Source organism: Burkholderia sp. Se-20373, assembly GCF_017104705.1.
Taxonomy (GTDB): domain Bacteria; phylum Pseudomonadota; class Gammaproteobacteria; order Burkholderiales; family Burkholderiaceae; genus Burkholderia.
In genome coordinates this window covers 1-21,022 of record NZ_JAAGPH010000066.1, presented here as the reverse complement: position 1 = coordinate 21,022, position 21,022 = coordinate 1, and the positions used below count along the sequence as shown (strand labels likewise).

Sequence of the window (21,022 nt, the reverse complement as noted above, 5' to 3'; positions counted from 1 at the left end):
GGGATGGGACGTCAGGGCGGCGCGGTTCAGTGATCGGGCTTCGCCCACCACGTCGACACGACCCAGCCCTCGGCCGAATAGTACAGCGGCAGCGTCTGCGGATAGGCAAGCGTGCGCTTGTACGCGACCCGGTGCGTCGTGCTGTACCACTGCGGGACCGCGTAGTAGCCGTGCATCAGCACGCGATCGAGCGCGTGCGTCGCGTCGAGCAGGTCTTCGCGCGTCTGTGCGGTACCGAGCGCGTGCAGCAGCGCGTCGACGGCCGGCGACTTCAGCCCGATGAAGTTGTCGGAGCCCGGCTCGTCGGCGAACTTGCTCGCGTAACGCGAGTATTGCTCGGCGCCCGGCACCTGCACGCCCGGCAGGCGGATCGTCGTCATGTCGTAGTCGAACGCGTCGAGACGCTTCTGCAGCAGCGCGAAATCGGCCGTGCGAAAACGTGCGTCGATGCCGAGCTTCGCCAGGTTGCGCTGGTACGCCGCCACGATCCCTTCCATCGCCGCGCCGGAATCGTCGAGGATCTCGAACGTGAACGGCTCGCCCTTCGCGTTGCGCAGCGCGCCGTCTCGATAGGTCCAGCCGGCCTGCGCGAGCAGTGCGCGCGCCTTCAGCAGGTTCGCGCGCAGCGAGCCCGGCGGATTCGTGTTCGGCTGCGTGACCATCGGGCCGAACACGGCCGGGTCGAGCTGCGCGCGCAGCGGCTCGAGCAGCTTCAACTCGCCGGGGCCCGGCGTGCCGGTCGCCTGCAGGTCGGTGTCGGCGAAGTAGCTGTTCATCCGCGTGTACGCGCTGTAGAACAGCTGGCGGTTCAGCCACTCGAAGTCGAACGCGAGATCGAGCGCCTGGCGCACGCGCACGTCGCGAAACAGCGGCCGGCGCAGGTTCATGAAGAAGCCCTGCATGCCGGCGCCGTTATGCTGGCGGAATTCGTGCTTGACGAGCTCGCCGTTGTCGAAACGCTTGCCGACGTCGCGGCGCGTCCAGTTACGCGCGATGTACTCGACGAGCACGTCGTATTCGCCGGCCTTGAACGCCTCGAGCCGCGCGACGCCGTCGCCGTACAGCTTGTAGACGATCCGCTCGAAATTGTTGGTGCCCACCCGCACCGGCAGGTCGGCGCCCCAGTACGCCGGGTTGCGCCGGTAAGTGATCGTCCGGCCGTTGTCGTAATGGTCGATCACGTACGGGCCGCTGCCGATCGGCTGCTCGAACGCGAGCTGGTCGAACGGGATGCGCGAGCCGTCCGCGCGCAATCCCCACTTGCGAGAAAACACCGGCACACCGCCCGCGATCAGCGGCAATTCGCGGTTCGCGCTGCGGAACTCGAAGCGCACGGTGGCGGGATCGACGACCACGGCCTTCGCGATCTCCGCGAAATAGGCGCCGAACTGCGGCGCGGCCTGCTTGCTCTTCAGCGTGTCGAACGAGAACTTGACGTCGTCGGCGGTGACGCGCTCGCCGTTCGAGAAGCGCGCGCGCGGATTCAGGTGAAACGTGACCGACCGGCGATCCGACGCGATGTCGATGTCGTCGGCGAGCAGCCCGTACGCGGAGGCCGGCTCGTCCGAGCTGCCGGTCGCGAGGCTCTCGAACAGCATGTCGATGCCCGGGGCGGGGTTGCCGCGCATCGTGAACGGGTTGAACTTGTCGAATGACGTCAGCCGGTTCGGGTTCGTCAGCACGAGCGTGCCGCCCTTCGGCGCGTCGGGGTTGACGTAGTCGAAATGCTTGAAGCCCGGCGGATACTTCGGCTCGCCGTACTGCGCAATGGCGTAGGCCGCGTGCGCAGCGGTCGCGGCCAGCACCGTTTGCAGCACGAACACCGCGGCCGCGCGGCCGGCAGTTCGTGCCGCACGGCGGACGCGCGCGGCGGCGGCCCGGGGCGAACCCTTCGTCATAGAGGCCCTGTCGGTCGAATGAGGGAAGTAACGAGGGACGATTCTACCCATTCAAGCCGGCGAGCCAAAAGAAAACCGCCACGCGGGCGGTTTCTTCACGAGCGGATCGGAGGCGCGCATCAGGCGGGCGCGCCCTGCCGATCAGCGCCAGCCGTTGTGGCGGCCGTTGTCCCAGTGGCCACGATCGCCCCAGCCGCGGCCGTGATGGCGGTACCACTCGTCGCGGCCCCAGTAGCGGCGGCCGTCCCAGTAGCGGTCGCCGTGCCAGCCGATCACGATGGTCGGCCCCGGTGCATACACAGGGGCCGGCGCGTAGACCGGCGCAGGCTGATAGACGACCGGCGGCGGGGGCGGAGGCGCATACACGGGTGCGGGCGCGACGTAGACCGGCGCCGGAACGCCGAGATTGATCCCGACATTGACTCCCGCCATTGCTGCGCCCGACACGAGCAAGGCCGTCATACCGGTCAAGAGCGAGGCAACACGCAAGGTCTTCATGGATTCCTCTTCTGGTTGTTTCATGTGTGATTCGACTATAACGGCAAGCGCCGTCTCCGCATATTTCCACTTTGTAAGAACTGATGCGCCGCATCGCAACAGTAAGCCCGCGCTAACGTCTTGTAACAATCGACGCCCGCCCCGCCCCCTCACGCCCCATTCCTAAAACATCTTTCATCCTGCCCCGCGCCCCGCGTTAAGCGGCGCCACGCACACTGCGCGAGCCGAACCGGGCGCCCGCCGCGCTTCGGCACTTCGCTGACAGGCCGGCGCCCCGCGCCGGCGGAGACCTCGCCGATGCTGAAACTCGTCCGACTCGCGCTTGCGCGCCCCTACACGTTCATCGTCCTCGCACTGCTGATCCTGATCGCGGGGCCGCTCGCGGCGCTGCGCACGCCGACCGACATCTTCCCCGACATCCGGATTCCGGTCATCAGCGTGGTGTGGAACTACGCGGGCCTGCAGCCGGCCGACATGGCCGGACGCATCGTCACCTACTACGAGCGCACGCTCGGCACGACCGTCAACGACGTTGCGCACATCGAGTCGCAATCGTTCCGCAGCTTCGGGATCGTCAAGATCTTCTTCCAGCCGAGCGTCGACATCCGCACCGCGACCGCGCAGGTCACGTCGATTTCGCAGACCGTGCTCAAGCAGATGCCGCCGGGCACCACACCGCCGCAGATCCTCAACTACAACGCATCGACCGTGCCCGTACTGCAGCTGGCGCTGACGAGCGACACGCTGAACGAACAGCAGCTCGGCGACTACGCGACCAACGTGATCCGGCCGCAGTTGCTGTCCGTCGCGGGAGTCGCGATTCCGTCACCGTACGGCGGCAAGGTGCGCCAAGTGCAGATCGATCTCGATCCGCAGGCGCTGCAGGCCAAGGGGCTGTCCGCGCAGGATGTCGCGACCGCGCTGGCGCAGCAGAACCAGATCATCCCGGCCGGCACGCAGAAGATCGGCGGCTTCGAGTACAACATCCGGCTCAACGACAGCCCGCTGACCATCGACCAGCTCAATGCGCTGCCGATCCGGAGCGTGAACGGCGCGGTGATCTTCATGCGCGACGTCGCGCACGTCCGCGACGGTTATCCGCCGCAGGGCAACATCGTGCGCGTCGACGGCCGGCGCGCGGTGCTGATGAGCGTGCTGAAAAGCGGTTCGGCATCGACGCTCGACATCATCTCCGGCGTCAAGGCGCAGTTGCCGCGCATCGAGGCGACCCTGCCGCCTTCGCTCAGGCTCGTCGTGATGGGCGACCAGTCCGTGTTCGTCAAGGGCGCCGTCAGCGGCGTGGCCCGCGAAGGCCTGATCGCCGCCGCGCTGACGTCCGCGATGATCCTGCTGTTCCTCGGCAGCTGGCGCTCGACGTTGATCATCGCCGCGTCCATTCCGCTCGCGGTGCTGGCCGCGCTCGCGGCGCTCGCGGCCGCGGGCGAGACGCTCAACGTGATGACGCTCGGCGGGCTCGCGCTCGCGGTCGGCATTCTCGTCGACGATGCCACCGTCACGATCGAGAACGTGAACTGGCACCTCGAACAGGGCAAGGCGGTGCGCGATGCGATCCTCGACGGTGCGTCGCAGATCGTCGCGCCGGCCTTCGTGTCGCTGCTGTGCATCTGCATCGTGTTCGTGCCGATGCTGCTGCTCGATGGCGTGGCCCGCTTCCTGTTCGTGCCGATGGCCGAAGCCGTGATCTTCGCGATGATCGCGTCGTTCGTGCTGTCGCGCACGTTCGTGCCGATGATGGCCCGTTACCTGTTGAAACCGCATGCCGCGCACCCGGCGGCCGCGCTTGCGCCGCATGGTGCGCCGTTCCCGGCGCCACGCGCACGCAATCCGCTCGTCGCGTTCCAGCAGGGGTTCGAGCGCCGCTTCGCAGCACTGCGCGCCGGCTACCGCGTCGTGCTCGGCCTCGCACTCGTCCACCGCGCGCGCTTCGTCGCGCTGTTCCTCGTCGCGGTCGCGGTGTCGTTCGTGCTGGTGCCGTGGCTCGGCCGCAATTTCTTCCCGTCGGTCGACGCAGGCGAAATCGCGATTCACGTGCGCGCACCGATCGGCACGCGCATCGAGGAAACGGCCGCGCTGTTCGACCACGTCGAGCAGACGGTGCGCGGCGTCGTGCCGCCGCACGCGATCGCGAGCATCGTCGACAACATGGGGTTGCCGAACAGCGGGATCAACCTCACGTACAGCAACAGCGGCACGATCGGCCCGCAGGACGGCGACATCCTCGTATCGCTCACGGGCGACCACGCGCCGACCGCCGACTACGTCAAGCAGTTGCGTACGCGGCTGCCGCGCGCGTTTCCCGGCGTGACGTTCTCGTTCCTGCCCGCCGACATCGTGAGCCAGATCCTCAACTTCGGTGCGCCCGCGCCGATCGACGTGCAGGTGACGGGCCCCGATCGCGCCGCCAACCGCGCCTATGCGACCGAGCTGTTGCGGCGCATTCGCAGCGTGCCGGGGGTGGCCGACGCGCGCATGCAGCAGGCGTCGACCTATCCGCAGTTCACGGTATCGGTCGACCGCACGCGGGCCGCGCAACTCGGCATCACCGAGCAGGACGTCACCAATGCGGTGGTCGCGAGCCTGTCCGGCACGAGCCAGGTGTCGCCGACCTACTGGCTCGATCCGCACAACGGCGTGTCGTATCCGATCGTCGCGCAGACGCCCCAGTACCGGATGACGTCGCTGGCGGACCTGCGCGCGCTGCCCGTCACGGGCCGCTCGGGCGCGCCGCAACTGCTCGGCGGACTCGCGACGATCGTGCGCGGACAGACCGACGCGGTCGTGTCGCATTACGACATCGCCCCGCTGTACGACATCTTCGCGACGACGCAGGACCGCGATCTCGGTGCGGTCAGCGCCGACATCGAACGCGTGCTGCACGCGAACGCGGCCGGCTTGCCCAAGGGGTCGCGCGTGACCGTGCGCGGCCAGGTGCAGACGATGAACGGCGCATTCGGCGGGCTGCTCGCGGGCCTCGCCGGCGCGGTCCTGCTGATCTACCTGCTGATCGTCGTCAACTTCCATTCGTGGCGCGACGCATTCGTGATCGTGAGCGGCCTGCCGGCGGCGCTCGCCGGCATCGTCTGGATGCTGTTCGTCACGCGCACGCCGCTGTCGGTGCCGGCCCTGACGGGCGCGATCCTGTGCATGGGCGTCGCGACCGCGAACAGCATCCTCGTCGTGACCTTCGCGCGCGAACGGCTCGCGCATACCGCCGATGCGACCGTCGCCGCGCTCGAAGCCGGCTTCACGCGCTTTCGGCCCGTGATGATGACCGCGCTCGCGATGATCATCGGCATGGCGCCGATGGCCCTCGGTCTCGGCGACGGCGGCGAGCAGAACGCGCCGCTCGGCCGCGCGGTCATCGGCGGCCTGCTGTGCGCGACCGTCGCGACGCTCGTGTTCGTGCCCGTCGTGTTCAGCCTCGTCCACCGGCGCGATCGCGCGCCTCGTTCCGAATCCCTGCCCCTTACTCCGGGAGAACAGCATGTCCACTGAATTCGACGTCCGCCCCCCTGGCACGCCGCGCTACCTGAAACCGCTCGCGATCGCGGGCGCCGTCGCCGCGCTCGCCGTCGCGGCGGCCGGCCTCGTCGCCCGCCTGCACGATGCGCACGCGGTCGCCGCCTGGACCGTGCAACAGGCGATCCCGACCGTCGCGACGGTTGCGCCGCAGCCGGCCGCGGGCGATGCGCTGGTGCTGCCCGGCCGGCTCGACGCGTACGTCGACGCACCGATCTACGCACGTGTACCCGGCTACCTGCACGCGTGGTATGCCGACATCGGCGCGCACGTGAAAGCCGGCCAGTTGCTCGCGTCGATCGACACACCCGATCTCGATCAGCAGTTGCAGCAGGCGCGCGCCGACCTTCAAAGCGCGACCGCGAACGAACGGCTTGCGGCCGTCACGGCCGCCCGCTGGGCCGAGATGCTCGCGCAGGATTCCGTCTCGCAGCAGGAGGCCGACGAGAAACGTAGCGACCTCGACGCCAAACGCGCGGCCGTCGCGGCGAGCACCGCCAATGTACGCCGGCTCGAAGCGCTCGAATCGTTCAAGCGGCTCACCGCGCCGTTCGACGGCATCGTCACGGCCCGCAAGACCGATGTCGGCGCGCTGATCGACGCGGGCAGCGGCAACGGCGCCGAGCTCTTCACCGTCTCGGACGCGCGGCGGCTGCGCCTGTACGTCCACGTTCCGCAAGACGACGCGGCCGCTATCCGCGCAGGCATGCCTGTCGCGCTGACCGTGCCCGAGCGTCCCGGCATGACGTTCGACGCCACGCTCGCGGATTCCGCCCAATCGATCGATCCGGCGTCCGGCACGCTGCTCGCGCAGTTTTCGATTGCCAACCCGGCAGGCACGCTGTTCCCGGGCGAGTACGCACAGGTGCGGATCGCGATGCCCGGCGCCGCGCATGCGCTGTCGATTCCGGCAAGCACGCTGATCTTCCGCCACGACGGGTTGCAAATCGCCGTGCTCGATGCGACCGGGCATGCGCGGCTGCGCAACGTATCGATCTCGACCGATCTCGGCACGCGTGTCGAGATCGCATCGGGGCTCGCGGCCGCCGACCGCGTGATCGACAATCCACCCGATTCGCTCGCGGACGGCGACCCCGTGCGTATCGCCGGCACCATGGCGACGGAGCGTGCGCATGGCTGACCGTCTGCTCGCTGTATGGCTGGGCAGCGTCGCGCTGTTCGCCGGCTGCTCGTTGGCGCCGACCTATCGCGCGCCGGCCGTTCCGGTGCCGACCGCGTTTCGCGAAACGGGCGCGTGGGTCGATGCCGTACCAGCCGATCGCCTGCCGCGTGACGGCTGGTGGCGCGTGTACGGCGACGCGACACTCGACCGGCTCGAACCGCTCGTCGCACGCGCGAATCCCGACCTCGCCGCCGCCGTCGCGCGGCACGACGAAGCCGCCGCGCTGTTCGACGACGCGCATGCGGCGTTGCTGCCGACCGTGGGCATCGATGCCGAGACCGACCGCGACCGGCAGTCCGCGCGCCGGCCGCTGCGCGGCAGCGGTCAGCCGGATATCTATGAATCGAACACGCTCGAAGCGGGATTCGGCTACGACGTCGATCTGTGGGGCAAGGTCCGCAACGCGGTCGCGGCCGGCCGCGACGACGCGCAGGCGGCCGACGACGACCTCGCGTCGGTCCGGCTCAGCCTGCAGGCCGCCGTCGCCAGCACCTACTTCGACCTCGCGGGGCTCGACCGTGAAGCGGACACGCTCGCGCAAACGATCGACACGTACCGCCGTGCGTGGCAGCTGACGGTCAGTCGCCATCGCGGCGGCCTCGCATCGGGGCTCGACGTATCGCGTGCGCAAACGCAACTCGCACTCGTCCAGGCGCGTGCGTCCGACATCGCCGCGCGGCGCGCGCTCGACGAGCATGCGATCGCGGCACTCGTCGGGGAATCCGCGTCGACGTTCTCGCTGCCGCCCGTTGCGGCGCTGCCGGGCGTGCCGTCGATTCCGACCGGACTCGCGTCGACGCTGCTCGAACGCAGGCCGGACGTCGCCGCCGCCGAACGCCGCGTCGCGGCCGCGAACGCGCGGATCGGCGTCGCACGCGCCGCGTACTTTCCCGACCTGTCGCTCGGCCTCGACGCCGGGTTCCAGAGCGATACGTTTTCGCCCTGTCTCGCCGCGCCCAACGAGATCTGGTCGGTCGGGCCGCGTCTCGCGATGACGCTGTTCGACGGGGGCCGGCGTGCCGCCGGCGTACGCCATGCGCGCGCGCAGTTCGACGAACAAGGCGCGCGCTACCGCGCGGTCGTGCTGCAGGCATTCCGCGACGTCGAGGACGATCTCGCGCAGTTGCACCGCCTCGGCGACGAATCGGACCAGGACGACGCGGCGCTGGTCGCGGCACGGCATTCGCTCGCGCTGTCGATGTCGCGCTATCGCGACGGCGCGGTCAGCTATCTCGACGTGGTCACCGCGCAGACGACCGAACTCGATACGCAGATCGCGGCGCTCGACGTCGACGCCCGACGCCTGCAGGCATCCGTCGGGCTCGTGCGCGCGCTCGGCGGCGGCTGGCACGACGCGCGTTCATGAACGATTCTTCATCGGCGCGCCCGGTGCCCGCACGGACGCATCCGATAACGTCGATCCTGCCGGCATCGCCACCGCAGCACCGGCCACTGTCACTTGAAAAGGATCACGCCATGAAGACATTGATGTTCGCCACCCTGCTCTCCGCCCTGTGCGTCGCGCTGCCCGGCCGGGCCAGCGCAACGCAGCCCGACACCGCGACTGCACCGCGGACGTTCGCCGCGACCGCGACCGCACCGTTGTCGTCGCAACCGGCATGGAACGCGCGACCGGCCACGCCGCTGACACGCGCGCAGGTGTATCGCCAACTCGTCCGCGCCGAACGCGACGGCCAGCTCGCGCAGCTCAACCGGGAACTCTATTCGCACTGAGCGCGCGCGGCATGTGTGCCATCTGCCAGGCACGGCGCGATGCCGCTCCGTCATCCGCCCGCGTCGAACCTGAACCCGAATCGCGCGACCGTTTCGATGCGCGCGGAAAACGCGTGTGCGGCCAGCTTGCGCCGCAACCGCACGACCAGCGCATTGACCGTCTCGGGTTCGACGTCGGCATCACCCCATGCATAACGCAGCACGGCATCGCGCCCGACCGGTCGCCCCGCTTCGCGCAGCAGGCATTCGACGAGACGAAATTCCCGCATGCTGAGCGCCAGCCTCCGGCCCTGCTCCTCGAGTGCACGCGCGGCCACGTCGAGCCGGACCGACTCGCGCATTGCGATGACACCGTTGCGGCGCCACAGCGCACGCAGCCGCTCGTGCAGTTCCACGAACGAACAGGGATGGGCAAGACACACATCGCAGCCGGCCAGCAACAGCCGCGCGCGCTGCGCCGGTGTCGTCCCGGCCACGATCGCGGCAATCGTCGCGCCGCCCGCCGATGCGGCGAGCCGCGGCAACGCCTCGAGCATCGCCGGGTCGGCAGCCGTATCGGGCGCAATGATCACGATGGCATCGAACCGGTCCTGGGTCGCCACGAAGCAGCCATCACGCCATCCGTCGACGCGCTCGACGCCATGCGTACTCTCGCGAAAGGCCTTGTCGAGCCGCGCCGCCTCCGGGTTCGGCGAGGAAATCAGCAGGATGCGCATCGCTCGTTCCCCGACGCCGTCATGCGAGCGAGCGCGGCCAGCATTCGACCGTGATCGCCGCGCCGGCCAGCGGTGCATCGCCGATCCGCAGCGCAAAGCCGTGCACGCGCATCACCGCCGAGACGATGCTCAGCCCAAGCCCCGAGCCGCTCACATGGCGCGTGCGCTCGCCGCGATAGAAGCGCTCGAGCACCGCGTCGCGTTCGCCGGGCGGGATGCCGGGCCCGGTGTCCTCGATCCGCACGAGCGGCCCGCTCGGCGTCGAATGGAGCGCGACGCGCACGCGGCCGCCCGGCGGCGTGAACTTGATCGCGTTGTCCGCGAGATTGCTGAATGCCTCGAACAGCAACGCGCGATCGCCGTGAATGCGGTCGACCGATGTTGCGGCGAGTTCGAACGACACGTCGACGGCTTCGGCCAGCGGCTCATAAAGCTCGCAAACGTCGCGCAGCAAAGCCGTGACGTCGACCGCGGCAAAGCCGCCACGCCGGCTCAGCGTGCCGATCTCGGAGATGCGCAGCATCGCCCGAAAGCGCTCGAGCAAGCGGTCGGTCTCGTCGCGCGCCGACGCGAGCAATGCCGACGACGCAGGGTCGTCCGCGCAAAACGGCTGCTCCGCGAGCCGGGCCAGCATCGTGTGCACGCGTGCAAGCGGCGTGCGCAGATCGTGCGCGATGCCGTCGCAGGTATGACGCACCTCGCCCATCAGCCGCTCGACTTCGTCGAGCATGTGGTTCACGAGATGCGCGAGCAGGTCGAGTTCGTCGTAGCGTCCGACCGGCAGCCGCTTGCCGAGATCGCCCTCGGCGATCTGCCGCGTGACGCGCCGGATCGCGGCGACGCGGCGCATCTGCCGCATGCCGAGCATGCTGCCGCCCGCGATGCCCGCGATCAGGATCATCACGCCGCCGATCACGAGCCCACGAATCGCGACATCGCGGATCTGGATGAAATGCGACAGGTCGCGCGCGACGACCAGCGTCATCCCGTTGTCGCGGCGCACCGCCATCGCGCGCGTGATCGGCGCGGGCTGGCCGTCGAGCGGCGCAAGCGTGCGGTTCAGCGTGCGTCCGTGGCGATCCGTGCGCAGCGCGGGCGGCGTCGCGATGTCCCCGGCCACGCGTCGCCCGTTCGCGTCGAACAACCCGTAGAAACTGGTATGCATGTGCTCGTGCTCGAGCCGCCGGTGGATCGCGAGCGGCAGCTCGGCATCGGGAATCGAATCGAAATAGATCAGTTGCCATGCGAGCACCTCGTCGGTGTCGCGCGCCATCGTGTGCGTCGCGGCCACGTTGATCACGCCCGCGAGCACGAGCAGCGAAACCGAGAAGATCGCCGCATACGCGCACAGCCACCGAAACGTCGTCGTGTGCCAGCGGCGCGTGAAGTTCGCCGCGCGAGCCGCATCCATCCGGGCCTCCGTCATGCGAGCATGTAGCCCGAGCCGCGCACCGTCTGGATCATCGGGGTCGCGCCGGGCGGATCGATCTTCTTGCGCAACCGGCCCATGTGGACGTCGATCAGGTTGGTGCCGGGATCGAAGTGATAGCCCCACACGGTCTCGAACAGCATCGTGCGCGTGATCGTCTGCCCCGCATTGCGCATCATGAATTCGAGCACGCGGAACTCGGTCGGCAGCAGCGGAATCTCGTCGGCCCCGCGACGCGCGCAGCGCGAAATGAGATCGAGTTCGAGCGCGCCGACCTTCAACAGCGTCTGCTGCGGCACGCCCGACGCCTGCCGGCGACGCAGCAGCACCTCGATGCGGGCGCTCAGCTCGCCGGAATCGAACGGCTTCGTCAGGTAATCGTCGCCGCCCGCGCGCAGCCCGCGGATGCGTTCGTCGACATCGCCGAGCGCGCTCAGCATCAGCACCGGTGTATCGATGCCGACCGTGCGCATCGCAGTCAGGATCGCGAGGCCGTCCGCGCCCGGCAGCATCCGGTCGAGCGTGATCGCGTCGTACGATGCGCTCATCGCGCGCAGCATGCCTTCGCGGCCGTTGTCGATCCAGTCGACCTCGAACCCGCGCGCGGTCAGCTCGCCGACGATTTCGTTCGCGGTCACCGCATCATCCTCGACCGTCAGTACTCGCATGGTTGCCCTCGCAATGAACGTCATGACGGGCGCACGCGATGCGCCCCCGACTATCGTAGACGCCCCGATCGCCGTCCGGCACTACATGAAAAATGCTTCATCCGGCACCGTGGCGCACGGGTGAAACATGTTTCATCCGTGCGTCGCCCGCCCCGTCGTGCGCACCGCCTACGCTGACGTCATGCGGCATCGGGCCGCGCAACCAGGAGTTACCGGATGAAACTGTCGACTACCGTCGCCTGCATGCTGCTCGCATGCGCCAGCACCGCCGCGTTCGCGGCACCGCACCTGACGCCGCAGGAATGCAACGCGTATCCGTTCGTCCACACCGGCCACGACGTCACGCATGCGGACCTCGTGCGCGAGCTGACCGAACTCGAACAGGTCGGCTACGATCCCGCGCACGCGAGCCCTTACTACCCCGACGATCTCGACGGCGCGAAACATCGGCTCACCGCCGAGTATCGCGCCGACTGCACGCATGCGCTGACGGCCGATGCGGGCGCCCGGCACTGATCCTGCCGCCCGGCACAACACGGCCGGGAAAAGCAAAAAAGGCGGCACGCGAGTGCCGCCTTTTCTTCATGAACGCGCATGAATTGCTACCGCTGCGCTTGGCTGCGGCTCAGCGCGACATCATGTTCATGCTGACGTTGTGCATCACCCACAGCGTGCCGACGATCAGGATCGCCGCGGTCAGCACCGTATAGCTGAACGCCATCACGTTCCAGCGCTGGCCCGACGAGCCGTTCATGTGCAGGAAGTACACGAGATGCACGACGATCTGCACGAACGCGAGCACGGCAAGCGCGACCAGCGACGCGTGCGGCGACAGCACGCCGCCCATCACCAGGCCGAACGACGCGGTCGTGAGCAGCACCGACAGGATGAAACCGGCGACGTAGCCGCCGACACTGCCGTGCCCTTCTTCGAGTTGAGACGAATGCGAATGGGCCATTTAGATCACGCTCGCGAGATAGACAAAGGAAAACACGCAGATCCACACGATGTCGAGGAAGTGCCAGAAGAGGCTCAGGCACGTCAGGCGTCGCAGGTCGCGATCGGTCAGGTCGCCGCCGCGCAACACGATCTGCCCGGCGAGCACGATCATCCACAGCAGGCCGGCCGTCACGTGCAGCCCGTGCGTGCCGACCAGCGTGAAGAACGCCGACAGGAACGCGCTGCGCTGCGGGCCCGCGCCCTCCGCGATCAGGTGCGAGAACTCGCGCAGTTCCATCACGAGAAACGCCGCGCCGAGCACGAACGTCACCGCGAGCCACGCGAGCAGCGCGCCGCGCCGCTGCTTGTACGCAGCGAGCATCGCGAAACCGTACGTGATGCTCGACAGCAGCAGCGCGGCGGTTTCCACCGCGACGCCCGGAATGTCGAACAGGTCTTTCGCGGTCGGCCCGCCCGCATACTGCTGGCCGAGCACCGCGAACGTCGCGAACAGCGCCGCGAAGATCACGCAGTCGGTCATCAGGTACAGCCAGAACCCGAACACCGAATGCGACGGCGGATGGTCGTCGTGCTCGAGCAGGGTTGCGCTCAAGGTTTTCTGCAACATCAGTTGGCCTCCAGTTCCACGTCGTCGACGCGCGCAGCCACGCGCTTCGTCGGCTGCTTGTCTTCGATCTTCCGCACCGTCGACGCGGGGATGTAATAGCCGTCGTTGTCGCGCGAGCTGTAGATCACGAGCGTCGCGACGATCCCGACGAGCCCGCCGATCGCCATCCACCAGATGTGCCACACCAGCGCGAAGCCGAGCACCAGGCTGAAGATCGCGACCACGAGGCCTGCGCAGGTATTCGACGGCATGTGGATGTCGCGAATCGCCGCCGGGTTCGGCCGGCCTTCGCCGTGTGCCTTCATGTCCGCATACGCATCGAGCGTGCGCACTTGCGGGATCACCGCGAAGTTGTAGTCGGCCGGCGGCGACGAGGTCGCCCACTCCAGCGTGCGGCCGCCCCACGGATCGCCCGTCGTGTCGCGGTACTCGGGCAGGTTGCGGTTGCGGATGCTGACCACCAGTTGCAGCAGCTGGCATGCAATGCCGATCGCGATCAGCACGGCGCCGAAGGCGGCGACCAGCAGCCACGGATGCCAGGCCGGGTTGTCGTAATGGTTGATCCGGCGCGTCATGCCCATGAAGCCGAGCACGTAGAGCGGCACGAACGCCACGTAGAAACCGATCTGCCAGAACCAGAACGCGGCCTTGCCGAGCTTCTCGTTCAGCTTGAAGCCGAACGCCTTCGGGAACCAGTAGTTGAAGCCCGCGAGATAGCCGAACAGCACGCCGCCGATGATCACGTTGTGGAAGTGCGCGATCAGGAACAGGCTGTTGTGCAGCACGAAGTCCGCGCCGGGGATCGCCATCATCACGCCGGTCATGCCGCCGAGCGTGAACGTGACCATGAAGCCGATCGTCCACAGCACGGGCGTCGTGAATTCGATCCGGCCGCGGTACATCGTGAACAGCCAGTTGAACACCTTCACGCCGGTCGGGATCGCGATGATCATCGTCATGATGCCGAAGAACGCGTTCACGTTCGCCCCCGAGCCCATCGTGAAGAAGTGGTGCAGCCACACGAGGAACGACAGCACCATGATCGCGCAGGTCGCGTACACCATCGTCTTGTAGCCGAACAGCGGCTTCTTCGCGAACGTCGAGATGACTTCCGAGAAGATACCGAACGCCGGCAGGATCAGGATGTACACCTCGGGGTGACCCCATGCCCAGATCAGGTTCAGGTACAGCATCGCGTTGCCGCCGGCTTCGTTCGTGAAGAAGTGCATGCCGAGGTAACGATCGAGGCCGAGCAGCGCGAGCGTCGCGGTCAGGATCGGGAACGACGCCATGATCAGTACGTTCGTGCACAGCGCGGTCCACGTGAACACCGGCATCTTCATCAGCGTCATGCCCGGCGCGCGCATCTTGATGATCGTCACGAAGAAGTTCACGCCGGTCAGCAGCGTGCCGACGCCCGAGATTTGCAGCGCCCACAGGTAGTAGTCGACCCCTACCCCCGGACTGAACTGCAGCTCCGACAGCGGCGGATACGCGAGCCAGCCCGTCTGGGCGAATTCGCCGATCACGAGCGACACGTTGATCAGGATCGCGCTGACGGCCGTCATCCAGAACGACAGCGAGTTGATGAACGGGAATGCGACGTCACGCGCGCCGATCTGCAAAGGCACGATCAGGTTCATCAGGCCGACCATGAACACCATCGCCATGAAGAAGATCATGATCACGCCGTGTGCCGTGAAGACCTGGTCATAGTGGTGCGGCGGCAGGTAGCCGGGCCCGTTGTACGAGAGCGCGAGCTGCATGCGCATCATGATCGCGTCCGCGAAGCCGCGCAGCAGCATGATCAGCGCGACGATGATGTACATCACGCCGAGCTTCTTGTGGTCGACCGTGGTCAGCCATTGCGTCCACAGCCATTTCCATCGGCCGGTGATCGTCAGCGCGGCGAGGATGCCCAGCACGACCAGCCCCATGAAGGCGCCGGCCCCCATGATGATGGGCTGATCGAACGGGATCGCCGAGAGTGTGAGTTTGCCGAACATGCGTTACCCCTTCGTGCCGCAGGCGGCGTCCTTCAGGTCGAGGACGTGGCCATCGTTGTATTTCGCGATGATGTTGTGGAAGAGCCGCGGATCGACCGACGAGAAGTAGCGCACGGGCGCCTTCTCGCTCGGCTGCGCGACGGTGCCATACACGGTCGCGTCGAGCCGCTCCGGCGACGCCTTCACCTTCTGCACCCATGCATCGAACTGTTCGCGCGGCTCGGCGAGCGTGCGGAACTTCATGTCGGAGAAGCCGCGGCCGCTGAAGTTGGCGGACGTGCCCGCATAGTTGCCGGGTTCGTCGGCGATCAAATGCAGGCGCGTCTGCATGCCGGCCATCGCGTAGACCTGGCCGCCGAGCTGCGGGATGAAGAACGAGTTCATCACCGAATCCGACGTGATGCGGAAATTCACCGGCGTGCCGACCGGAATCGCGAGCTGGTTCACCGACGCGATGCCGAGTTCCGGATAGATGAACAGCCACTTCCAGTCGAGCGCGACGACCTCGACGTCGATCGGCTTCACCGACGACTCGAGCGGCTTGTACGGGTCGAGCTCGTGCGTGGTCTTCCACGTGAGCACGCCGAGGAACAGGATGATCAGCGTCGGCACCGTCCAGATCACGACCTCGATCGCGGTCGAGTGCGACCAGTTCGGCGCGTAGGTGGCGTTGCGGTTCGACGCGCGGTAACGCCACGCGAACCACAGCGTGAGCAGGATCACCGGCACGACGACGATCAGCATCGCCCAGGTGGACGTCGCGATCAGCGCCTTTTCGGCAGCGCCCACGCTTCCTTTCGGATTTAGTACATCTAAATTACAGCCTGACAGGCTCAAAGCCGCGCCGATCGACATCAGCGCCACCCCGCCTTTTGAAGCTTTTCTTTTCATCACACAGCCCGAGGGTCATTGAATCCGTTTGCGTATGCCCGATGCGCATTCGATCCACGAAAGTGGCCGAATCATACGTCGCGCGAGTGCGATGAAAAACCAGCTAATGCGGAAAATCATCATTGCAGAAACTGCCGTGAGACAGATTGTCGCGGGGCAATTTCACGCAGCCGAAAGCCGGCCCGGCGCTGCCTGCGCCGGACCGCGACCGAATCGATGCGCGTGCAACGACCGCACCGCCGTGCGGTGCACCCCATTCGCGCGACGTGCCGCGCTCAGCCGCGCGTCGAGGCCATGTACGACGGCTGCGGCTGCGCAGGGCCGTCCCCTGTCGGCAGCTTCGAATGGCTCGCGTCTTCGATCAGCCGTCCGACGGTCGGATCGATCGCGTCGGTGAACGGCTTGGGATCGATGCCGACCGCCAGCACCACGAGTGCGAGCGACGCGAACATCACGATCTCGCGACGGTTCAGGTCGGCGAGCTTCGCGATCCGCTGGCTCGCGACCTTGCCGAACACGACGCGCTTGAGCATCCACAACGTGTACGACGCGCTGAGGATCAGCGTCAGCGCCGCGATCGCGCCGATCCAGAAGTTGAAGCGGATCGCGCCCATGATGACCATGAACTCGCCGACGAACCCCGACGTGCCCGGTAGGCCGACGTTGGCCATCGCGAACAGCACCGTGAAGGTCGCGAAGCGCGGCATCACGCCCGCGACGCCGCCGTAAGCGGCAATCTCGCGCTGCTTCGTGCGATCGACGAGCACGTTCACGCACAACAGCATCGCGCCCGCGACGAAGCCGTACGACACGAGCTGGACGATCGCGCCTTCGACGCCGATCCGGTTGAACAGGAACAGCCCGAGCGTGACGATCCCCATGTGCGCGACCGTCGAATACGCGAGCAGCTTGCCGAGATCGGTCTGCGCGAGCGCGATCAGGCTCGCGTAGACGATCGCGAACAGCGACAGCGCGATCACGGCCGGCGCGAAGAAGTGGCTCGCATCGGGCGTGACCGGCAGCGCGAAGCGCAGGAACCCGTAGCCGCCGAGCTTGAGCATCGCGAGCATCAGCGCGGCGCCGGTCGGGCCGTCGGTGTAGACGTCGCTCAGCCACGTGTGGACCGGCCACATCGGCACCTTGACCGCGAAGGCGGCGAAGAAGCCGAGGAACACCAGCAACTGCGGCGCGAAGCCGAGCTGCAGCGTGCGCCATACGGCCATGTCGAACGTATGCGACTGCGCGTACAGATACAGCATCGCCATCAGCAGCAGCAGCGATCCGGCGAACGAGATGAAGAAGAACTTCACGGCCGCGTACACGCGACGCTCGCGCCCCCACGTGCCGATCAGCAGGTAAAGCGGGATCAGCGTCGCCTCGAAGAAGATGAAGAACAGCAGCCCGTCCTGTGCGACGAACACGCCGACCATCAGCCCCGACAGGATCAGGAACGACGCGTAGTACTGCGCGACGCGCACCGTGACCGACTCCCAGGACGCCACCACCACCACGAGCGTCGTGAACGCGGTCAGCACGACGAGCCACAGCGACGCGCCGTCGATGCCGACCCGCCATCCGGAATTGAATGCCGCCAGCCAGTTGCGGCTTTCGACGAACTGCATCGCGGCCGAGTGCGCGTCGAAACCGGCAACCAGCGGCACGACCGCCGCAAGCCCCACCAGCGCGCCGACGAGCGCGATCAGCCGCGTACGGCGTGGATGATGGTCGGACCCGGCGCGCAGCAGGCACGCGCCGAACAGGATCGGAGCCCAGATGGCCAGGCTCAGGAAGGGGAAATCATGCATGTCAACAAGGCCTTGATGAAGTCGCGCACTGCATCGGGAACAGGCGAGACGAAAGGAACGAAATCAAATCGACAGGTAGATTTCGTGAATCGCCAGCGTTGGCAAAATGTAAAGCGGCATCACCGGAAAACTTGACGCCGCTCAAATGCGATCGGGTTAACCAGCATAAGGCGATTGATTATTTTCTGCAGCGCAGCAGAGCGTTGATTTTTCGATCAACCTTATGCCACTGATTTTTATGTGTAATTTTTTGTATTACCCGATCAGGTCGATCGCGAAAATCGACGCAGTGCCGCATTTTTGACGCCGATGCCCTATTTCCGAGGGTCAGAATCAGATAATTGACGGTCGCCAAGATAGCGCGCGTGCGGCTCGCAATTCTTACAATTTACCTTTCATTTTTATTTCACCCAGCCTTACTCGACGCAAGTCGATGGAATGGTGCCCCCCACCTCGCTCTCATGTTCCCGAGTGCGATCACCGACGATTCAGGTGGCCCCCAATGTGCATATTCATCGCGCGATGATGGTCGTGTTGCGGAGGAAATTGGCAGACGCGGCTTCCAGGCGTGACATCGACCCACGTCGATCATGCCGCTTGCGGCAGGCTGTGCCGACTTCAACGCGAGCGTCGTGATATCGCATCGTAGCCATGCGCACATCCTGTAGCGCGGCGTGCTTGTCGAACGCGAGGGGGAACAGATCGCGCACGAGCGGCAACGTTGCCCTGCTCCATCACGACACGCTGCGCGATGATCGTGTGGTACCTGCGCATGATCTGCTGATGCTTGCCATGCACGTGCATGGTGTCACTAGCGTGTGCCGGTAGCTGTGTTGGCGGTGCGTAACGGCGCGTGGTTGCCGACAAGTCCGTCGACGGGCGACGAGCGAGGCTGCTCAGAACGGAATGCGTGCTTGCCGAAAGCGTCACGCTGAATCGCGTCAAACGATACGCGATATATGGTGTGCCGTTGCCGCTCAAGCCAAACCGCGCCAAACACGCATCGGATCACTGCCCGTCCACCCGAATCCACCGGGGATGACATCCAGCCACATCCCGCACCGGGCGCTCGGCGGCGCCCGAAAAAGAAAAAGCCCCGCAAGTCCGAGAACTTGCGGGGCTTTGTCACCGCTTTTGGCGGAGACGGAGGGATTCGAACCCTCGATCCAGGTTTTGGCCCAGATGCTCCCTTAGCAGGGGAGTGCCTTCGACCTCTCGGCCACGTCTCCCAAACTTTCGCTCGCACCAGGGAGGCAGTGCGACGAGAACGAGATAATATAGGGTTTCGAACCGCGCGTCAATTTCCGTGATGCATTTTCTTCAATGCATCACGAAAAATTCACGATGCCTGGTCGAGTTCGAATGCCTTGTGCAGCGCGCGGACGGCCAGCTCCATGTATTTCTCGTCGATCAGCACCGAAATCTTGATTTCCGACGTCGAGATCATCTGGATGTTGATGCCCTCTTCCGACAGCGTGCGGAACATCTTGCTCGCGACGCCCACGTGCGAACGCATGCCGACGCCGACGACCGACACCTTCGACACCTTCGGGTCGCCCTGCACGTGCTCGGCGCTCACGTGGCCCTTCACCTGGTTGGTGAGGATGTCCATCGCCTTCTGGTAGTCGCCGCGGCCGACCGTGAACGTGAAGTCGGTCTTGCCCTGGACGCTCTGGTTCTGAATGATCATGTCGACGTCGACGTTCGCATCCGCGACCGGGCCGAGGATCTGATACGCGATGCCCGGCTTGTCGGGCACGCCCATCACAGCAATGCGTGCTTCGTCGCGCTGGAACGCGATGCCGGAAATGACTGCCTTTTCCATGGTCTCGTCTTCTTCAAAAGTAATCAGGGTGCCCGAGCGCATTTCTTCGTCGAGCGCAATCAGCGGATCGGTCAGGCTCGACAGCACACGCGTCTTCACCTGGTATTTGCCGGCGAATTCGACCGAGCGGATCTGCAGGACCTTCGAGCCGAGGCTGGCCATTTCCAGCATTTCCTCGAACGTCACGCGATCGAGGCGGCGCGCCTCTTCGACGACGCGCGGATCGGTCGTGTAGACGCCATCGACGTCCGTATAAATCAGGCACTCTTCGGCACCCAGCGCAGCCGCCACCGCCACCGCCGACGTGTCCGAGCCGCCACGGCCCAGCGTCGTGATGTGGCCGTCCGGATCGACGCCCTGGAAGCCCGTGATGATCACGACCTTGCCTGCATTCAGATCGGCCTTCACGCGTTCGTCGTCTATCGAGTGAATGCGCGCCTTCGTGAACGCGCTGTCGGTCTTGATCGGCACTTGCCAGCCGGCGTAGCTCACGGCCTCGACGCCGATTTCCTGCAGCGCGATCGACAGCAGGCCGACGCTGACCTGCTCGCCGGTCGACGCGATCATGTCGAGCTCGCGCGGGCTCGGCTGGCTCGAAATCTCTTTCGCAAGACCGAGCAGACGGTTGGTTTCGCCGGACATCGCCGAAGGCACGACCACCATCTGGTGCCCGGCCTGATGCCATTTTGCGACGCGTTTCGCGACGTTCTTGATGCGCTCGACCGAGCCCATCGAAGTGCCGCCGTATTTGTGTACGATGAGTGCCATTGTCGTTCTGAACTGGAGGAGAAACCGCACGGGCGCGCTGGGCAGGCCGCGTAGCCGTTCGGTCACGCGGCTTGTGGCTGTGGACGGACGACGAGGGGGACGGCTGGGACGCAACACGCAAGCGTGACGGATTTTGCCCGGAAGGCCGATCAGGCCGCGCAAACCGGGTACGTCACGCGGAAAACCTGCACAAATCGCTCAAAAATCGAGCCGAGCAAACGACCGAGCGTACCCGATAGAGGCCCGCTTGACAAGCCGCTCGCGGCGTCGGGGGCCGTTCCGGCGCTGTTTACCAAATGGTGAAAATGCGCGTGCCATCACGCCGTCAGGCGGGCCGCCGCCCCCCCGCAAAAGCTCACCGAGCAGAGCCCCCCATCGCCCGGGTCGCGCGACACGACTACAGTGCGCCGAGAACGATCGTCTCGCTCACGATCGGCACGCGGATATATCCGCCCTCCGCATCGCCATACGCGTGCGCATTTCCGTCGATGACG

At 66.3% G+C, this 21,022-nt stretch carries 16 protein-coding genes, 1 tRNA gene and 1 pseudogene; 5 read left to right on the top strand and 13 right to left on the bottom strand.

All coding sequences use genetic code 11. The features are described from left to right. Positions 1-26 precede the first annotated feature (26 nt). Both G3N96_RS21440 and G3N96_RS21435 read right to left on the bottom strand, forming a co-directional pair. Positions 27-1,898 carry an extracellular solute-binding protein gene (locus tag G3N96_RS21440; RefSeq protein WP_206138403.1) on the bottom strand — a complete coding sequence of 624 codons (1,872 nt, stop codon included), beginning with the start codon at positions 1,896-1,898 and terminating at the stop codon, positions 27-29. Between the two features lie 141 nt (positions 1,899-2,039). Beyond that, positions 2,040-2,396: a hypothetical protein gene (locus G3N96_RS21435; protein WP_124585563.1), complete on the bottom strand. Its 357-nt coding sequence runs from the start codon at positions 2,394-2,396 to the stop codon at positions 2,040-2,042. Positions 2,397-2,693: 297 nt separating this feature from the next. Here G3N96_RS21435 and G3N96_RS21430 point away from each other — a divergent pair, with 297 nt between their 5' ends. The 4 genes from G3N96_RS21430 (at position 2,694) to G3N96_RS21415 (ending at position 8,853) form a co-directional block, all read left to right on the top strand. Then, positions 2,694-5,912: an efflux RND transporter permease subunit gene (locus G3N96_RS21430; protein ID WP_206138402.1), complete on the top strand. Its 3,219-nt coding sequence runs from the start codon at positions 2,694-2,696 to the stop codon at positions 5,910-5,912. Beyond that, the gene (locus tag G3N96_RS21425; RefSeq protein ID WP_124585549.1) at positions 5,902-7,077 is read left to right on the top strand and encodes an efflux RND transporter periplasmic adaptor subunit; all 1,176 of its coding nucleotides are present in this window, start codon (positions 5,902-5,904) and stop codon (positions 7,075-7,077) included. Before G3N96_RS21430 ends, G3N96_RS21425 begins: the two co-directional genes overlap by 11 nt. Beyond that, the gene (locus G3N96_RS21420) at positions 7,070-8,485 is read left to right on the top strand and encodes an efflux transporter outer membrane subunit (RefSeq protein ID WP_206138401.1); all 1,416 of its coding nucleotides are present in this window, start codon (positions 7,070-7,072) and stop codon (positions 8,483-8,485) included. Before G3N96_RS21425 ends, G3N96_RS21420 begins: the two co-directional genes overlap by 8 nt. 110 nt (positions 8,486-8,595) lie before the next feature. Next, positions 8,596-8,853, top strand: coding sequence for a DUF4148 domain-containing protein (locus G3N96_RS21415; protein WP_206138400.1), 258 nt, complete (start codon positions 8,596-8,598; stop codon positions 8,851-8,853). A gap of 50 nt (positions 8,854-8,903) precedes the next feature. Here the strand turns inward: G3N96_RS21415 and G3N96_RS21410 are convergent, their stop codons facing one another. From G3N96_RS21410 to G3N96_RS21400, 3 genes are read right to left on the bottom strand one after another with little or no spacing between them, the layout of a single operon-like run. After that, on the bottom strand, positions 8,904-9,569 hold the full coding sequence (locus tag G3N96_RS21410) for a winged helix-turn-helix domain-containing protein (RefSeq protein WP_206138399.1): 666 nt from the start codon (positions 9,567-9,569) through the stop codon (positions 8,904-8,906). A gap of 19 nt (positions 9,570-9,588) precedes the next feature. Beyond that, positions 9,589-10,980, bottom strand: coding sequence for a HAMP domain-containing sensor histidine kinase (locus tag G3N96_RS21405; protein WP_206138398.1), 1,392 nt, complete (start codon positions 10,978-10,980; stop codon positions 9,589-9,591). 11 nt (positions 10,981-10,991) lie between these two features. Next, complete coding sequence (locus G3N96_RS21400) at positions 10,992-11,666, bottom strand: response regulator transcription factor (protein WP_069248317.1); 675 nt, start codon at positions 11,664-11,666, stop codon at positions 10,992-10,994. Between the two features lie 216 nt (positions 11,667-11,882). Here G3N96_RS21400 and G3N96_RS21395 point away from each other — a divergent pair, with 216 nt between their 5' ends. Beyond that, on the top strand, positions 11,883-12,182 hold the full coding sequence (locus G3N96_RS21395; RefSeq protein ID WP_124585540.1) for a DUF4148 domain-containing protein: 300 nt from the start codon (positions 11,883-11,885) through the stop codon (positions 12,180-12,182). 109 nt (positions 12,183-12,291) lie between these two features. On the opposite strand, the gene cyoD is transcribed toward G3N96_RS21395, so the two are convergent. The 8 genes and pseudogenes from cyoD to G3N96_RS39305 all read right to left on the bottom strand — a co-directional run. Beyond that, positions 12,292-12,624 (bottom strand): cytochrome o ubiquinol oxidase subunit IV, encoded by a 333-nt coding sequence (cyoD, locus tag G3N96_RS21390; RefSeq protein WP_206138397.1) that lies wholly within the window; start codon positions 12,622-12,624, stop codon positions 12,292-12,294. Next, positions 12,625-13,233 (bottom strand): cytochrome o ubiquinol oxidase subunit III, encoded by a 609-nt coding sequence (gene cyoC / locus G3N96_RS21385; RefSeq protein WP_089425723.1) that lies wholly within the window; start codon positions 13,231-13,233, stop codon positions 12,625-12,627. After that, on the bottom strand, positions 13,233-15,239 hold the full coding sequence (gene cyoB / locus G3N96_RS21380; protein ID WP_089495134.1) for a cytochrome o ubiquinol oxidase subunit I: 2,007 nt from the start codon (positions 15,237-15,239) through the stop codon (positions 13,233-13,235). The genes cyoC and cyoB overlap by 1 nt, the downstream gene beginning before the upstream one ends. A gap of 3 nt (positions 15,240-15,242) precedes the next feature. Next, entirely contained in the window at positions 15,243-16,130 is an 888-nt protein-coding gene (gene cyoA / locus G3N96_RS21375; RefSeq protein WP_089425725.1) for a ubiquinol oxidase subunit II, read from the bottom strand. 275 nt (positions 16,131-16,405) lie between these two features. Next, complete coding sequence (locus G3N96_RS21370; RefSeq protein WP_069248321.1) at positions 16,406-17,935, bottom strand: NADH-quinone oxidoreductase subunit M; 1,530 nt, start codon at positions 17,933-17,935, stop codon at positions 16,406-16,408. 1,135 nt (positions 17,936-19,070) lie between these two features. Beyond that, positions 19,071-19,164 (bottom strand) — tRNA-Ser (locus G3N96_RS21365). Positions 19,165-19,274: 110 nt separating this feature from the next. Next, positions 19,275-20,528 carry an aspartate kinase gene (locus G3N96_RS21360; RefSeq protein WP_039364692.1) on the bottom strand — a complete coding sequence of 418 codons (1,254 nt, stop codon included), beginning with the start codon at positions 20,526-20,528 and terminating at the stop codon, positions 19,275-19,277. A 397-nt stretch (positions 20,529-20,925) separates the two neighbouring features. Then, positions 20,926-21,022, bottom strand: a pseudogene (locus G3N96_RS39305) (DUF429 domain-containing protein); the annotation flags it as partial.

What these genes read in the sequence shown, in the direction of transcription:
- G3N96_RS21400 (WP_069248317.1), bottom strand. Translation starts at nt 11,666, where the DNA reads ATGCGAGTACTGACGGTCGAGGATGATGCGGTGACCGCGAACGAAATC.
- G3N96_RS21435 (WP_124585563.1), bottom strand. Translation starts at nt 2,396, where the DNA reads ATGAAGACCTTGCGTGTTGCCTCGCTCTTGACCGGTATGACGGCCTTG.
- G3N96_RS21430 (WP_206138402.1), top strand. Translation starts at nt 2,694, where the DNA reads ATGCTGAAACTCGTCCGACTCGCGCTTGCGCGCCCCTACACGTTCATC.
- G3N96_RS21405 (WP_206138398.1), bottom strand. Translation starts at nt 10,980, where the DNA reads ATGGATGCGGCTCGCGCGGCGAACTTCACGCGCCGCTGGCACACGACG.
- G3N96_RS21360 (WP_039364692.1), bottom strand. Translation starts at nt 20,528, where the DNA reads ATGGCACTCATCGTACACAAATACGGCGGCACTTCGATGGGCTCGGTC.
- cyoC (WP_089425723.1), bottom strand. Translation starts at nt 13,233, where the DNA reads ATGTTGCAGAAAACCTTGAGCGCAACCCTGCTCGAGCACGACGACCAT.
- cyoD (WP_206138397.1), bottom strand. Translation starts at nt 12,624, where the DNA reads ATGGCCCATTCGCATTCGTCTCAACTCGAAGAAGGGCACGGCAGTGTC.
- G3N96_RS21425 (WP_124585549.1), top strand. Translation starts at nt 5,902, where the DNA reads ATGTCCACTGAATTCGACGTCCGCCCCCCTGGCACGCCGCGCTACCTG.
- G3N96_RS21420 (WP_206138401.1), top strand. Translation starts at nt 7,070, where the DNA reads ATGGCTGACCGTCTGCTCGCTGTATGGCTGGGCAGCGTCGCGCTGTTC.
- G3N96_RS21395 (WP_124585540.1), top strand. Translation starts at nt 11,883, where the DNA reads ATGAAACTGTCGACTACCGTCGCCTGCATGCTGCTCGCATGCGCCAGC.
- G3N96_RS21440 (WP_206138403.1), bottom strand. Translation starts at nt 1,898, where the DNA reads ATGACGAAGGGTTCGCCCCGGGCCGCCGCCGCGCGCGTCCGCCGTGCG.
- G3N96_RS21410 (WP_206138399.1), bottom strand. Translation starts at nt 9,569, where the DNA reads ATGCGCATCCTGCTGATTTCCTCGCCGAACCCGGAGGCGGCGCGGCTC.
- cyoB (WP_089495134.1), bottom strand. Translation starts at nt 15,239, where the DNA reads ATGTTCGGCAAACTCACACTCTCGGCGATCCCGTTCGATCAGCCCATC.
- cyoA (WP_089425725.1), bottom strand. Translation starts at nt 16,130, where the DNA reads ATGAAAAGAAAAGCTTCAAAAGGCGGGGTGGCGCTGATGTCGATCGGC.
- G3N96_RS21415 (WP_206138400.1), top strand. Translation starts at nt 8,596, where the DNA reads ATGAAGACATTGATGTTCGCCACCCTGCTCTCCGCCCTGTGCGTCGCG.
- G3N96_RS21370 (WP_069248321.1), bottom strand. Translation starts at nt 17,935, where the DNA reads ATGCATGATTTCCCCTTCCTGAGCCTGGCCATCTGGGCTCCGATCCTG.